Genomic DNA, 14,309 nt, shown 5'->3' with positions numbered 1-14,309 from the left:
ATGGAGCAGCCAACAAAACATATCGTCGTCATCGGTGGAGGCATTACCGGTTTAAGTGCGGCTTACTATGTACAACAGTTGGTAAAAAAAGAAAAACTTCCTTATCGCATTACACTGTTAGAGAGTAGTGATACATTTGGAGGTAAAATTAAAACGTTATATCGTGATGATTTTATCATTGAAAAAGGACCGGACTCATTTTTATCACGTAAACTACCTATGATTACATTAGCTAAAGAGTTGGGAATTGAAGATCAATTAATTGGGATGAATCCAAGTACAAAAAAATCATACATCTTACACAAAGGTCGATTTCATCCTATTCCAGAGGGTTCTATGTTTGGGATTCCAACCAAAGTAGCTCCATTTGTTAAGAGTGGCTTGATTTCACCCATCGGTAAATTGCGATGTGGATTAGATTTTATTAAGCCGAGAAATAACAGTATGGAAGATGAATCTATTGGTCACTTTTTAAGAAGAAGGCTAGGGGAAGAGGTTGCAGAACAAATTGCAGAGCCTTTATTGGCAGGCATATACGCTGGTGATATTGATCAATTAAGTATTCAAGCAACATTCCCGCAGTTTTTGCAATTGGAAAAGAAATATCGCAGCCTCATCCTAGGTTTAGCGAATAGCAAAAAGAACACACAAGCTTCACAAGAGTTACCGGAATACGCCAAGAAAAGTGTGTTTCTTACTTATAAAAAAGGTTTGATGACACTAGTGGATGCACTCGTATCTCAGCTAGATGGTGTGCAGTTAAAAACAAGTTGCACGGTTTCTTCTATTCATAAAACAGATAACGGAACACGCTTGGAATTAGATGATGGAAGTAGCATGGATGCAGATGCAGTCATTACTACGATACCAGCCAACCATGTGACGCATTTATATGGTGATGTTCCATCTATTGATCAATTAAATCAAATTAAGTATTCGTCTGTAGGTAATATCGCATTAGCTTTTAAAGCAAAACATATACATCAGTCTTTTGATGGTACAGGATTCCTTGTACCACGAAAAGAAGGAAGGTTTATTACAGCTTGTACATGGACATCGACGAAATGGACTCATGTGGCCAGTGAAGATAACGTACTCATGCGTTGTTATGTCGGTCGTTTGGGCGATGAGAGATTTATGCATATGAATGATGCTGAAATTAAAGCGAAAGTATTGCAAGAACTTGAGGAACTCATTGGTGTAAAGGCAAAACCTATGTTTGTAGAAACAACACGCTTATACCATTCGATGCCTCAATATCCAGTTGGTCATACCCAACTCATTGCTGAAGTAAGAGAAAATGTACGAGAACATTTTACTGGTCATTTTTTAACGGGAGCCTCTTTTAAAGGAATCGGTCTTCCAGATTGCATACAGCAAGGTAAGGACACGGCTAATGATGTGATGCATTTTTTAAAAGAAATGAAATAACAAAACGAATACAATAATTTAACGATAACCCTTGTCATCTCATGATAAAGGGTTTTTTCATGTAAAAAAAATGGTATGCAAATCCACCTCCCTCAATATATATATTAGAGAATCAAGAAGGGAGGTTGTCATGATGTCGAATACTTCCAAAGGAATTCGATTCGATATTCAGGAACAAGTACATTTAAATAATGACATACATCAGATTACACAATTAGAACAGCTAGAACTTACCCCTCGCATTAAAGTAATGGCAAATGAAGAACAAACATTGTTGAAAGGACATTTATTACTTTCTGGAGTTTATAATGCTTCCGAGCAAAGAGATGCAGAATCGTTTGAGTCGTTTGAGCATTATATTCCTGTTGAGATTACTCTCCCTATGGCACGGATCCAACAGTTTGATAATATAACGGTTGATGTCGATCAGTTCGATTTTGATTTTGTATCCTCACGGAGTTTAAGTGTCTCTGGAGTATTGGCTATTCAAGGTTTGGAATTAGTACAGCCAACTCAACCAGAAAAGGATAGTCATGAAGAGCAATCAGAAGTGATTACGTATGATTGGGTTAAGAGTGATACAGATCCTGCAACAACAGAAAACGATGAAGAAAAATTGGACGTGTATGCTTTTGAGTATAGGAAAGAGAAAATGCAAGGTAAAATGCCTCCACCTTCTCCTCCACCTATAAAACCAAAGAAAAAAGAAGAAGAGAAGATGAAAGAAAAGCCGGAAAAAGAAGTGAATGAACCCTTAAATGTAGAGGCACAGGAAACAGAAGAACCTAAAAAGGTGATAGAGCCTAAAGCAGAAGAGAAAAAGAAAGTAAGTCCAGCTAAAGCAGAAGAAAAAGTGAAAAAAGAGCAAAAACCTGCAGCAGAACAAAAAACAAAACCATTGAAAAAGCAGAGTGAACCACAAGAAAATATTCAAGCAACCCCATCCAATGAGGCTGCACAAAAAGAAAAAGCAAAGGAAAAGCATCCAAAATCGTCAGAAATAAACCAACAGCTAAAACAGCAAGAGAGTATAAATGAAGAAGCCGAAAATGTAGAGGCTGATTTACAAGCTCAACAAAGTGGTGAAGAGGCCACATCACAAAAGAAAAGCAGCTTTTTATCTAAGCTTCAAAAAGAAAGAAAAGAAAAGTTCAAACCAACACCGTTGCAAAAAATTAGTGAGCCAATAAAGGAAGAAAAAGAAATAGAAAAGAAACCGATGGAAGAGAAGAAAAAAGAAGAGAAGAAGAAGGAAGAAAAGAAAAAGCTAAAAGAAATGAAGCCAGGGAAAAAAGAAAAAGCAAACGAAAGCGCGAATAAAGCAAATGAACCAAAAGAGAAAAAAGTGAATGAGCAACTTAACGAGCAGCCAGAAAAAGCCAAAAAAGAAATGAAAAAGGGGAAGAAAACAGAATCTAACGTTGAGCCCCTTGCAGCTGAAAAAGAATCCAATGTTGAATCGCTTACGGCAGAAAAAGAATCCAACGTTGAACCGCTTGCAACAGAGAAAGAGTCCAGTGTTGAACCACTGACAAATGAAGAGCTGAATATTACGATTGAAGAAGATGAGGAAGCAGCAACAGATAAAAAAATGAAAATCGCTCTTCAAAATGAAAACGATGACGAAGATGCTTTTGAGCATGTAGAGTGGAAAAATCTCTTTTTGAATCAAGATGAAGAGGAAGAGCAAAGAGCGCAACAAAGTGTAAAGTTATGTATTGTACAAAAAAATGAAACGATCATCACGATTGCAGAGAAATACAGTGTATCAGCAAAGCAACTGCAAATGTATAACCGATTAGAAGATGATACATTGGAAGAAGGAAATGTTTTAACGATTCCAAAAACATAAATGTTAAAAAGGTACTTTTCTCTTTTTCCGAAAAGAGGAGTAGTACCTTTTTTTGCTTTGCAATGTATGAAACTTACATATATAGAATGGAGAAACAATGAAATAAAAGTTTGCGCCTCAGTAGACAGGCGTAAAGGTTGATGTATAAGATGAAGTATTCAATATATTTTAAGTAAGAAACCTAAATAAGCGACGAATAATAAAAACAAGATGAACACATCAAAAGGCGTAGGCAAAAGCAGCGTACGAATAAATTGAATGCAAATTAGCGGAAAAATAACAGCTCGCACCGTATGTCTTATCTTCCACCAAAACTGCTGCATAAAAAAACCTCCCTCTTTCATTTTTTGCATAATATATGTGTATGTTCCTTCGTTTGTTGGTTATGCTGAATTTATAACAAAAAATATTGACTTTAAAATATTTCCTCGTTATCATTAAATAAGTATATCGTAAAAAAATGATGAATAGGAATAGTAAGCAAAATACCCTACAGCGAGTGAGACGAATTGGTGGAACGTTTCATAGGATGTTATTTGCTGAAGTCGCCTTGGAATTGCTCTAGTGGTTAGCTAAAGCCGGTAACAGCCGTTATTTGTATAAAGTGTCACAGTATATTTACTGTGAAACAAAGGTGGTACCACGGAAGTATAACAACCTTTCGTCCTTTGGGACGAGGGGTTTTTTGTGTTTTATTTTACTATTTTGTTTTATTGTACTATTTTACTTTTTTTCTTTACGTTAAAAACGAGAAGGGGGATAAACAGATGAAAGAACAAAATCAACAACCATCTATATCCATGTCTACGACATATGATCCAAAAAGTATAGAAGAAAAATGGAATACATTTTGGCATGACGGTAAATATTTCGAAGCAGGAAAAAGACCAGACGCAGAAACGTTTACCGTTGTAATTCCACCACCTAATGTAACGGGCATGCTGCACATTGGTCATGCACAAGACTGTTCCATGCAGGATCTTATTATTAGAACGAAGCGTATGCAAGGTTTCGATACACTTTGGCTCCCAGGTACGGATCACGCTGGTATTGCAACGCAAGCCAAAGTCGAGCAAAAATTAAAGGAAGAAGGCATTAACAAATACGATCTCGGTCGCGAGAAATTTTTAGAACAAGTATGGGATTGGAAAGAGAAATACAGTGAATCCATTCATGAACAGTGGAGAAAATTAGGTCTTTCTTTAGATTATTCAAGAGAGCGCTTTACACTGGATGAAGGATTATCTCGTGCAGTTAGAGAAGTGTTTGTCAAACTATATGAAAAAGGGCTTATTTATCGTGGCAACTATATTATTAACTGGGATCCACAAGCGAGAACAGCATTGTCAGATATTGAAGTCATTTATAAAGAAGTACAAGGTAAGCTATACCACTTAAAATATCCGATCAAAGATAGTGATGAATTCCTAACGGTAGCTACTACTCGTCCAGAAACGATGCTTGGTGATACGGCTGTTGCTGTTCATCCTAAAGATGAACGTTATCAACATTTAATTGGTAAAACGATTATCCTTCCGATTACAGGAAGAGAAATTCCGATCGTTGGGGACTCCTATGTAGAAAAAGAATTTGGTAGTGGTGCGGTTAAAATAACACCTGCTCACGATCCTAACGACTTTGAAATAGGATTAAGACATGATCTGCCGCAAATATTAGTAATGGATGAAAGCGGCACGATGAACGAAAATGCTGCTTCTTACAACGGTATGGATCGATTTGAATGTCGTAAACAGATTATTGCGGATCTCAAAGAACAAGGCGTTCTCATTCAGATTGAAGAGCATACGCATCAAGTCGGTCACAGTGAACGGACAAACGCAGTAGTAGAACCTTACTTATCTACGCAATGGTTTGTAAAAATGAAGCCACTCGCAGACCGTGCGATTGAAGCACAGAAAAATGAAGACGGGGTAAACTTTGTTCCACAGCGTTTTGAGAAAATATATTTAGGTTGGATTGAAAATATTCGTGACTGGTGTATTTCAAGACAATTATGGTGGGGACACCGTATTCCTGCTTGGCACTGTGCAGACTGTGGTGAGATTACCGTTTCACAAGAAGAAGCTTCAACATGTAAGCATTGTAACAGCAGTAACTTAAAACAAGATGAAGACGTGCTGGATACGTGGTTTAGTTCTGCTCTATGGCCGTTTTCTACGCTAGGATGGCCTGAAGAAACAGAAGATATGAAGCGATTTTATCCAACCAGTGTATTAAGTACTGGGTATGACATTATCTTTTTCTGGGTTGCTAGAATGATCTTTACTGCCTTGGAATTTACAGATCAACCCCCATTCAAAGATGTATTGATTCATGGATTAGTACGCGATGCAGAAGGAAGAAAAATGTCAAAGTCACTAGGCAATGGTGTAGATCCTAGTGAAGTTATTGAGAAATATGGAACAGATGCCATGCGTTTTATGCTTTTAACAGGAACAACGCCAGGTCAAGATTTAAAGTTCCACTGGGACAAAGTAGAGCAAGCACGTAACTTTGCCAACAAAATTTGGAATGCATCCCGCTTTGTCTTGATGAACATGGGTGAATTCCGTTATGAAGATATCGATCTAAGTGGTCCATTGGAGACAGCGGATAAATGGATATTACATCGTCTGAATGTCACGATTGAAGAAGTTACGCGTTTACTCGATCGTTACGAATTTGGTGAAGTAGGTAGAATTTTATATAACTTTATTTGGGATGACTTATGTGATTGGTATATAGAATTTGCTAAAATCAATCTTTATGGAGACAATGAGACTGCAAAAGCTACAACCATGTCCGTTTTATCATATACATTAGAACAAACGATGAAGTTAATGCATCCATTCATGCCTTACATTAGTGAAGAAATATGGCAGCACTTGCCTCATCAAGGAGAAACCATTACCGTTGCTCCGTGGCCAGAACAAAATGAACAGTTCCATTATGCAGAAGCAGCAGAACAAATGGAATTGTTGATGGATATCATTCGTACGGTAAGAAACATTCGTGCAGAAGTTAAAGCACCAATGAGCCGTAAAGTAAACATGAAAATGAATGTTTCAGATGAAGCGCTTCTCTCTACTATCAAGGAAAACCAACATCTAATAGAGTATTTCTGTGGGACAGCATCACTACAAATTGGAACGGATATCAAACCTACGGAACAAGTGATGACAGGCGTTGTGACAGGGGTCGAAATGTATTTGCCACTCGCAGGATTAGTCGATGTAGAGCAAGAAATAGAAAGACTAGAAAAAGAGTGGACGACACTGAATAAAGAAGTAGAAAGAGTAGAGAAGAAACTTGGAAATGAAGGATTCGTTGCGAAAGCGCCACAACATGTGATTGATGCAGAGAAAGAAAAACAGATCGATTACACCATGAAGAGAGAAAAAGTAACGCAAAGACTAGAAGAAATGAAAAAACTTAGATCATAACGAATACACTAGCTTGGCAAGTGAAATGGAGGATCAGAGCATGTTCCAAAATTATCATGATGCGGTTGAATGGATTAACTCATTAAAATCATTAGGTATGAAACCAGGATTAAAGCGGATGGAGGAACTCTGTTCTCATTTTAACCATCCACACCAAAAGTTAAAGTTTATTCACGTGGCTGGAACCAATGGCAAGGGATCTACTTGTGTCATGATGACAGCAATGCTCAGAAAATCAGGATATGATGTAGGTTTATTTACTTCACCTTACATTACTTCTTTTACGGATCGTATCGTTTACAACGGTATGCCGATTCCAGAAGAAGAAGTGCTGAGGTGGAGTAATGAAATAAAACCGGTAGTGGAGCAAATTGCAGAGAGTGAATTAGGCAGCCCGACGATGTTCGAAGTGGTCACCTTACTCGCTATTCTCTATTTTGCTCGCACTGCATTTCCCGATTTCGTCGTTTGGGAGACAGGACTCGGTGGGAGATTGGATTCGACGAACATTGTTCATCCACTCCTATCGATTATTACAAACGTGAGCGATGATCATATGGATGTATTAGGACCGACTATCTCTTCTATTGCAAAAGAGAAGGCAGGAATTATAAAAGCGGGTGTTCCTGTCGTAACCACAGCAGAACAGGAAGAGGTATTAGAAGTACTAACGGAGACAGCTAAGCAAAAGCAAAGCACCATGTATACGTTAGGACAGCACTTTCATATACAACATATACATCAACAACCAAATGAAAATAAACAACGTTTTGACTTTCAAGGTCCGTTTCAAACCATAGCTCCAGTCACTATCCAACTGCATGGTGAGCATCAAGTGAAAAATGCAGCGGCCGCATTAATGGGGATAGAAGTGTTGAGACAGTATTACGCTGTGGTGATAGATAAAGAACAGATTGACGAAGCACTCCAACAACTGCACTGGCCAGGGAGGATGGAACTAGTGCAGAAACAACCACGTATTTTTGTGGATGGAGCGCACAATCCTGATGCTGCTAAGGCATTGAAACATACGATGATTAACAACTTTACGTATAAAAAATTACATATGATGGTTGGAATGTTGGAAAACAAGAATCATGATAACTACTTTGAACATATACTACCTATAGTAGATACTTTGATTATTACAGAACCTCAATTTCCTTATCGTATGAATGCGGAAGATTTATTTCATATTGTGGAACAATGGATGAAAGAAAACAAAAGAAACATCACATGCTACGTGGAATCAGATTGGGAAAAAGCGTTAGATATATTAGAAACACTGCATACAGATGAGCAGGATCTAGCTGTTATCTCAGGTTCTTTATATTTAATATCTGATATACGTTCGCAACTATTAGAAACTGAAGCTGAAAAAGGTTGGTGAGTTCACCTTGACAACTGCTGAACATGTACACTTTATTGGTATCGGCGGGTATGGGATGAGTGCGATTGCTCGTGTCATGTTAGAAATGGGATACACGGTAAGTGGATCAGATGTAGTGAGACAAGAATTAACGGAAAAATTAGTGGAAAAAGGCGCTCAAGTTTATATTGGACATGAAGCTGATAATGTAAAAGGAGCAGATTTGGTCGTTTTTTCAACGGCTCTAGCTAAAGATAACGTAGAAATAAAAGCGGCCGAGCAATTAAATATACCGATCATACATCGCTCTCAAATGCTTGCGAGATTAATGAATGAAAAACAAGGCATTACGATTGCAGGAGCGCATGGGAAAACGACCACTTCATCGATGATTGCACTGGTAATGGATCGATCAGATCTTGACCCTACGTATATTATTGGTGGAGAAATCATGAATATAGGAAACAATGCAAAGGCTGGAGAAGGGAAATTTGTAGTAGCGGAAGCCGATGAGAGCGATGGGTCATTTTTGCAATATCGTCCTGCATTAGGCATCGTAACCAATATAGAAGCAGACCATCTAGAAAATTATGATGGTGATTTCAATCGATTGAAGCAAGCTTATCTTCAATATATGAATCAAGTCAATCCAGACGGTGCTGTTATCGTATGTGCAGATGATCCATATATTAAGGAACTTATTCCTGATGTGAATCGTGAAGTCATCACCTATGGTATTGAATCAGAAGCAGACTACACTGCAACGGATATTCAACTTGGAGATCGTAAAGTGGTGTTTACGGTGAATGAGAAAGGTACAGCACTCGGTAAAATGGAACTTTCCATACCTGGCACATACAATGTGTACAATGCTTTAGCGACGTGTATCACTTGTTTAAAAGCTGGATTGACGTTTGAACAGATTGCTACTGCCATCAAACCTTTTAGTGGAGCAAAGAGAAGATTTCAAGTGTTGGAAGAAAAAAATGATATGATCGTTATCGATGATTATGCGCATCATCCAACAGAAATACAGGCAACGATCACGGCAGCTAAAACAACAAACAAACGAATTATTGCTATATTCCAGCCACAACGTTACAGCAGAACCTTCTTCTTGCTAGAACAATTCAGCAAATCATTTCATGAAGCGGATGAAGTGATTTTGACAGATATATATTCTCCAGCAGGAGAAAAAAAGATTGAAGGAATTAACTCTGAACGATTGATGGAACTCATCAAACAAAATAGTAACCAACAAGTTTCTCATATTCCAACGAAAGAGCAAGTATTGGATTATTTAAAACAAAATGTGAAGCCAGGAGACTTAGTTATTACAATGGGAGCCGGAGATATTTGGAAAGTATCGCATGATTTTGCATCTTATTTATCACAATTAGAAGATCAGACAGAATAAACTGTCTGGTCTTTTTTTTCATTCATTGCAATTCTATCATTTTTTCTATCATATTTTTATTTTACGCTCATAAATTATAGTACAAGGTTGTAAGGGAGAGAGTATAATAATGAGCGAAAATAAAAAAGCTACGATTACGTATCGGTTGAACAACGTACATGAGCCATCTTCTGTTCAAGCATCTGATTTAAGTGTCGAGGAAGAAATAAAAAAGCAAAGAGATGAAAAAAAATTAGTAGAATCCAACCACATACAGCATAATCAAAATGAAGCTATTCAAGACCCATTGTTGGATGCGAAAAATAAACAACTTCCTACAGAGGAAAAGGGAAGTGACGAATTTAAAAAAATAGTAGATACACAACCTTTAAATCAATTTACAACAGATTTTGGTGCATGGCAGAGTCCATATGAAGAGGAGCTCCATCGCATTGAACAAATCATTAGGGAAACAGATCAACAGCAGTATGAGAAACTTGAACAGGTCAAGCAACGTAACGAATATGAAACTTATCGAGGTCCTATTATTAGTGAAGAAGTACTAAAAGGCGAGGTAAGCTATCATAATCATAATATAAAAGCCCCCCCTTCCTCTATCCGGTATAAAAAAACAAAAAAAACGTCGTGGCTAAAAGTGACGGGAGCTGTTTCTTCTGGAGTTATTAGTGGTGTTTTTTTAGGTTACGTCGTATTGTCCTTTTTTTCATCGACGGAACCGTTGACCATTTTACCAGGAAATAGTGGTGAGGAAACAGAAGCACAGTCTAATGGTGAAACTTCTAATTTGGAAACACCGTTTCCTATTCCCATGGGGAATGAAAACACTGCTAGCTTGCAAGATGAGGGAAATGCAGAGGATACAACATCGCTATCCAATCTGCTTGTGGCAGATCCTTTAAATACAGATACATATTATGTGTTGCAACATGGGGTATTTAGTTCACTGCAAAGTGCTCAAGCTGCGATGCAGCAATTAACAAATGAAGGGTTTGCTTCCGTCATTGATATGCAGCTTCAAAATCAATATTTCGTGTTCACAGCGGCAACGCAAAGCGAAGAAGATGCTGGACTATTGAGTAATGTACTCAATGAAGCAGGATTTGAAACGTATATCAAATCGGTACAAATTCCACAATTTCAAACCGCTTCTAGTGATTCATTAAGCCAAGTGACGGAGTCTTATTTTACTGAAGGAGATAAACTAGTAAGGATGCTAAGCGGCATCAGTGCTGTGCAGTTACAAGAAGATACAGCAGCACTAGAGAAGCAAACCATAGATGCCATTAAAGTGCAGTATCAATCGTGGAATAACGCTGCTGCGCAACTAGTTAATACTGGGGAAGTTTTAAACAGTACATTTGAAGTGATGAATAGTGCGTTGCAAAGGAGCATGACGGCTATGGAAGGATATGAAAAAGATCCTTCACCCTCTTACCTCTGGCAAATACAAAGTGCTATTTTACAATATATCATCACGAAGAAAAATATATAGCCTTCATACAAGTGAGCACGTATGATGGTGAAAGACATCCACCATGCATACGTGCTTACTGTGAAAAAAGTAGCATTAAGGCCTTAGAAGATATCGTGATATGACACTTGCTGCTTCAGCCCTTGTCATGGGCTTTTCTGGTGAAAAAATATGTTGTGAGGTTCCTGTAAATAACTTTGCTGACGTAAGTGAATAGATAGCCTCTTCATACCAACTTCCTATCATCACATCTTCATAGTATATATCGCTAGGTGATAATGTTTCATTTTCCCATATGGAATCAAATAAAACGGCAACTTCCGCTCTTGAAATGACCTGGTCTGGACGATATGTTCCATCATCATAACCGTTAAGAAAACCAAGTTGTACGGCTTTTTCTATTTCAGTATAAGCCCAATGATTTTCTGGTACATCTACCAAGTGTATATCTTCATTATCTGCATCAACTGCAATGTTTTCATCCACGGTATCTACTACATCATTTGCAATGTCTTCCACAACAGAATCGACTGCGTCATTTGCAATGTCTTCCTCAACAGAATCGACTGCGTCATTTGCAATGTCTTCCTCAGCAGAATCAACTACGTCATTTGCAGCGTCTCTCTCAGCAGAATCAACTGCATCATCTGCACTGTCTTCCTCAACAGAGTCGACTGCGACATTTTCATTGTCTTCCCCAGCAGAATCAACTACATCTTCCCCATCGTGCACATCCGTAGATGTAAAGGCAAAGACGTTATTTAATAGCGTAATATACTGAGCTCTTGTCAGATTACCATTAGGTTGAAATTGAGTAGCTGTGATTCCTTTTACAATATTTCCTTCATGTAGAAGCTCAATGTCTGATTGCGCCCAATGACCTTGTATGTCTAAAAAAGTAGGAATATAGTTTACAATGCCTTTGGCAATGCCTGTAGCTGCTTTTTGTCTAAAAGAAGGTTGCTCTAGTAACATAGCATCGTGTTCATTACTCAAAAATCCTGTCTCTACTAAAATACTAGGAACACTCCCTGTTCTAATGACGTACATAGAGCTAGGGATAATACCAAGATGATTTAAATTTGTCGTTTCTACCAATTGTTCTAATACTTCATGTGCTAGTTGTTTGCTCAATGGTGTCAGCTTTCTCATTTCCAAACTAGCAGGATAATTTGCATTAGGATACTGATCGTCGTAATACAAAACCAAACTCCCTGAATGTATAGGGGAAGAGTGGGCATTGCTATGAATGGAAATAAATAAGTCAGCTTCATGTTCATTTGCGATTTCCACTCTGCGTTGCAGTGATACAAATACGTCTGTAGTTCTTGTCATCACTGTCTCGTAACCAAGTGTGGCTAATTCCTGCTGTAATTTTTGAGCTATGTCTAAATTGACTTGTTTTTCTTGCAGCCCATTTACACCTATTGCTCCTGGGTCGTATCCTCCATGACCAGGATCAATGACAATTTTTTCAGCATAAGCAGAATATAACGGAATGAAAAAAGATAAAATAAAAGTGATAAAAAATAGTGAATAATTTCTCATATCATTTGTCCTCCTACCGTTATTACAAGAAAACAATAAAAAAGTTTCTTGGTACTGTTATCCAGATTGTATTATCACTTCCAACGACGTATAATAGAGTAATATACTTATTGCTTGCGTGTGTACAACATTGTCGAATCATGACTACACTTGACAAAGTAATAGAGGACAACCTATACCAAGTCTTGTATTGTCGTAACATTCACATGAAGACTTACACTTTAAAGACCCAGGAGGTTGTGTATAGCATGCATCAAAAAAAAATCATATTAGCTTCTGCCTCTCCGAGAAGGAAGCAGTTATTAGATATGTTAAAGATTCCTTTTGTTGTTAAACCTAGTGCTGTAGACGAACAAACAGACCCTGGTTTAACGCCGCAACAAGTGGTGGAACATCTTGCTGAGAAGAAAGCGAATTTTATTGCAAATCAAATAGAAACAAAGCGTAGTGGTGGTATTGTAATCGGTGCGGATACAATTGTCGTTATGAATGATGAGATTTTGGGAAAACCGTCCAGTAAGCAAGATTCATTCACAATGCTCAAAAAACTGCAATCCAAACAGCATGTCGTTTATAGTGGTGTTTGCCTTATAGACATAGAAAATAACAAACAATTGATTTCTCATCAGGCTACGAAAGTGACATTCAAACCTTTATCAGATGATCTTATATGGCGATATATTGAAACCAATGAACCAGAGGATAAAGCGGGTTCATATGGTATTCAAGGTTTCGGAGCAACGCTCGTTGAAAGTATGGATGGAGATTATTTTAATGTGGTAGGGTTACCGCTTTCGTTACTAGCTGATTTGTTGATGCAATTCAACGTGGAAATATTTTAAAAAGATACAGTTTGAGGGGATATAATGAAGGCTAATGCTTATAAAATAAGCGATATTCCCAACAGTGATAGACCGCGTGAGAGAATGCTTCAGTTTGGGTCCGAAGTGCTGAGTAATGCAGAGTTAGTTGCTATTTTGTTACGTTCAGGCACGGTTTCTGAATCTGCTATACACGTAGCGCAGCGTTTATTGAATGAATGTGGAGATTTACAACGTTTAGCGGATATGAGTGTAAAGGAAATTACACAAACCAAAGGAATAGGAAATGCAAAAGCGCTGCAAATAAAAGCAGCTGTTGAATTAGGCAGAAGGTTATCCAAAAGTAGGATGCAGCATAAAATTGCGATCAACGCTCCAGAAGATGCAGCTAACTATGTGATGGAAGACCTCCGATATTTAAAGAAGGAACATTTTGTGTGCTTGTTTTTAGATATTAAACATCGTATTATTGCTGAAGAGACATTATCTATAGGAAGTCTAAATGCTTCTATTGTTCATCCTCGCGAGATATTTAAAGCAGCTATCCAAAAAAGTAGTGCCGCTATTATCTGCGTACATAATCATCCCAGTGGAGACCCAACCCCAAGTCCTGAAGACGTTGAAATCACACATCGTCTAAAAGATGCTGGAGAAATATTAGGAATACACGTGTTGGATCATATTATTATCGGAGATGGACAATTTTATAGTTTGAATGCCGAAGGACTCCTGTAATATAATATAAAATATTCGTAAATTTAGATGCTATATAAGTTGCATGAACTTGTTCAACCAAGTTCACCCAACTTATTACCACATAAGATGGAGAAATTTTAACATCAACTTTTACGCCTAACAACTGAGGCGTAAACTTGATTCTCATTATTTCTTCATTTTATATGAAATGAAATTTGAAAATGAATTGTAAAACATGGATCTTAAAAAATTGAAATGAAT

The 14,309-nt window shown here is 37.7% G+C and carries 10 protein-coding genes and 1 other annotated feature; of the genes, 8 read left to right on the top strand and 2 right to left on the bottom strand.

Annotated features, from left to right (window positions below; all coding sequences use genetic code 11):
• The gene (hemY, locus tag D1Z92_RS12390) at window positions 1–1,431 is read left to right on the top strand and encodes a protoporphyrinogen oxidase (protein ID WP_128895993.1); all 1,431 of its coding nucleotides are present in this window, start codon (window positions 1–3) and stop codon (window positions 1,429–1,431) included.
• 130 nt (window positions 1,432–1,561) lie between these two features.
• Window positions 1,562–3,283 carry a LysM peptidoglycan-binding domain-containing protein gene (locus D1Z92_RS12385; protein ID WP_164931607.1) on the top strand — a complete coding sequence of 574 codons (1,722 nt, stop codon included), beginning with the start codon at window positions 1,562–1,564 and terminating at the stop codon, window positions 3,281–3,283.
• A gap of 158 nt (window positions 3,284–3,441) precedes the next feature.
• Here D1Z92_RS12385 and D1Z92_RS17360 read toward each other — a convergent pair whose 3' ends face one another.
• On the bottom strand, window positions 3,442–3,606 hold the full coding sequence (locus tag D1Z92_RS17360) for a YszA family small membrane protein (RefSeq protein WP_164931606.1): 165 nt from the start codon (window positions 3,604–3,606) through the stop codon (window positions 3,442–3,444).
• 131 nt (window positions 3,607–3,737) lie between these two features.
• Window positions 3,738–3,955 (top strand) — a binding site (T-box leader).
• Between the two features lie 95 nt (window positions 3,956–4,050).
• Between D1Z92_RS17360 and D1Z92_RS12380 the strand changes: the two genes are divergently transcribed.
• The 4 genes from D1Z92_RS12380 (at window position 4,051) to D1Z92_RS12365 (ending at window position 11,004) form a co-directional block, all read left to right on the top strand.
• The gene (locus D1Z92_RS12380) at window positions 4,051–6,726 is read left to right on the top strand and encodes a valine--tRNA ligase (protein ID WP_128895991.1); all 2,676 of its coding nucleotides are present in this window, start codon (window positions 4,051–4,053) and stop codon (window positions 6,724–6,726) included.
• 40 nt (window positions 6,727–6,766) lie between these two features.
• Complete coding sequence (locus D1Z92_RS12375; RefSeq protein ID WP_240666721.1) at window positions 6,767–8,116, top strand: bifunctional folylpolyglutamate synthase/dihydrofolate synthase; 1,350 nt, start codon at window positions 6,767–6,769, stop codon at window positions 8,114–8,116.
• A 7-nt stretch (window positions 8,117–8,123) separates the two neighbouring features.
• On the top strand, window positions 8,124–9,512 hold the full coding sequence (murC, locus tag D1Z92_RS12370; RefSeq protein WP_128895990.1) for a UDP-N-acetylmuramate--L-alanine ligase: 1,389 nt from the start codon (window positions 8,124–8,126) through the stop codon (window positions 9,510–9,512).
• Between the two features lie 109 nt (window positions 9,513–9,621).
• Window positions 9,622–11,004 (top strand): hypothetical protein, encoded by a 1,383-nt coding sequence (locus tag D1Z92_RS12365; protein WP_128895989.1) that lies wholly within the window; start codon window positions 9,622–9,624, stop codon window positions 11,002–11,004.
• A 75-nt stretch (window positions 11,005–11,079) separates the two neighbouring features.
• On the opposite strand, the gene D1Z92_RS12360 is transcribed toward D1Z92_RS12365, so the two are convergent.
• A complete protein-coding gene (locus D1Z92_RS12360; protein ID WP_128895988.1) occupies window positions 11,080–12,531 on the bottom strand; it encodes an N-acetylmuramoyl-L-alanine amidase in 1,452 nt (483 codons plus the stop codon).
• A gap of 248 nt (window positions 12,532–12,779) precedes the next feature.
• On the opposite strand from D1Z92_RS12360, the gene D1Z92_RS12355 reads away from it, so the two are divergent.
• Together D1Z92_RS12355 and radC are read left to right on the top strand one after the other, a co-directional pair.
• Window positions 12,780–13,373, top strand: a complete 594-nt coding sequence (locus D1Z92_RS12355; RefSeq protein ID WP_128895987.1) for a Maf family protein — start codon at window positions 12,780–12,782, stop codon at window positions 13,371–13,373.
• Window positions 13,374–13,397: 24 nt separating this feature from the next.
• Complete coding sequence (gene radC / locus D1Z92_RS12350; RefSeq protein ID WP_128895986.1) at window positions 13,398–14,087, top strand: RadC family protein; 690 nt, start codon at window positions 13,398–13,400, stop codon at window positions 14,085–14,087.
• Window positions 14,088–14,309 lie beyond the last annotated feature (222 nt).

The organism is Longirhabdus pacifica (genome assembly GCF_004115085.1).
Classification (GTDB): Bacteria; Bacillota; Bacilli; order Paenibacillales; family DSM-105158; genus Longirhabdus; species Longirhabdus pacifica.
This window is presented reverse-complemented; position numbering and strand designations above follow the sequence as displayed.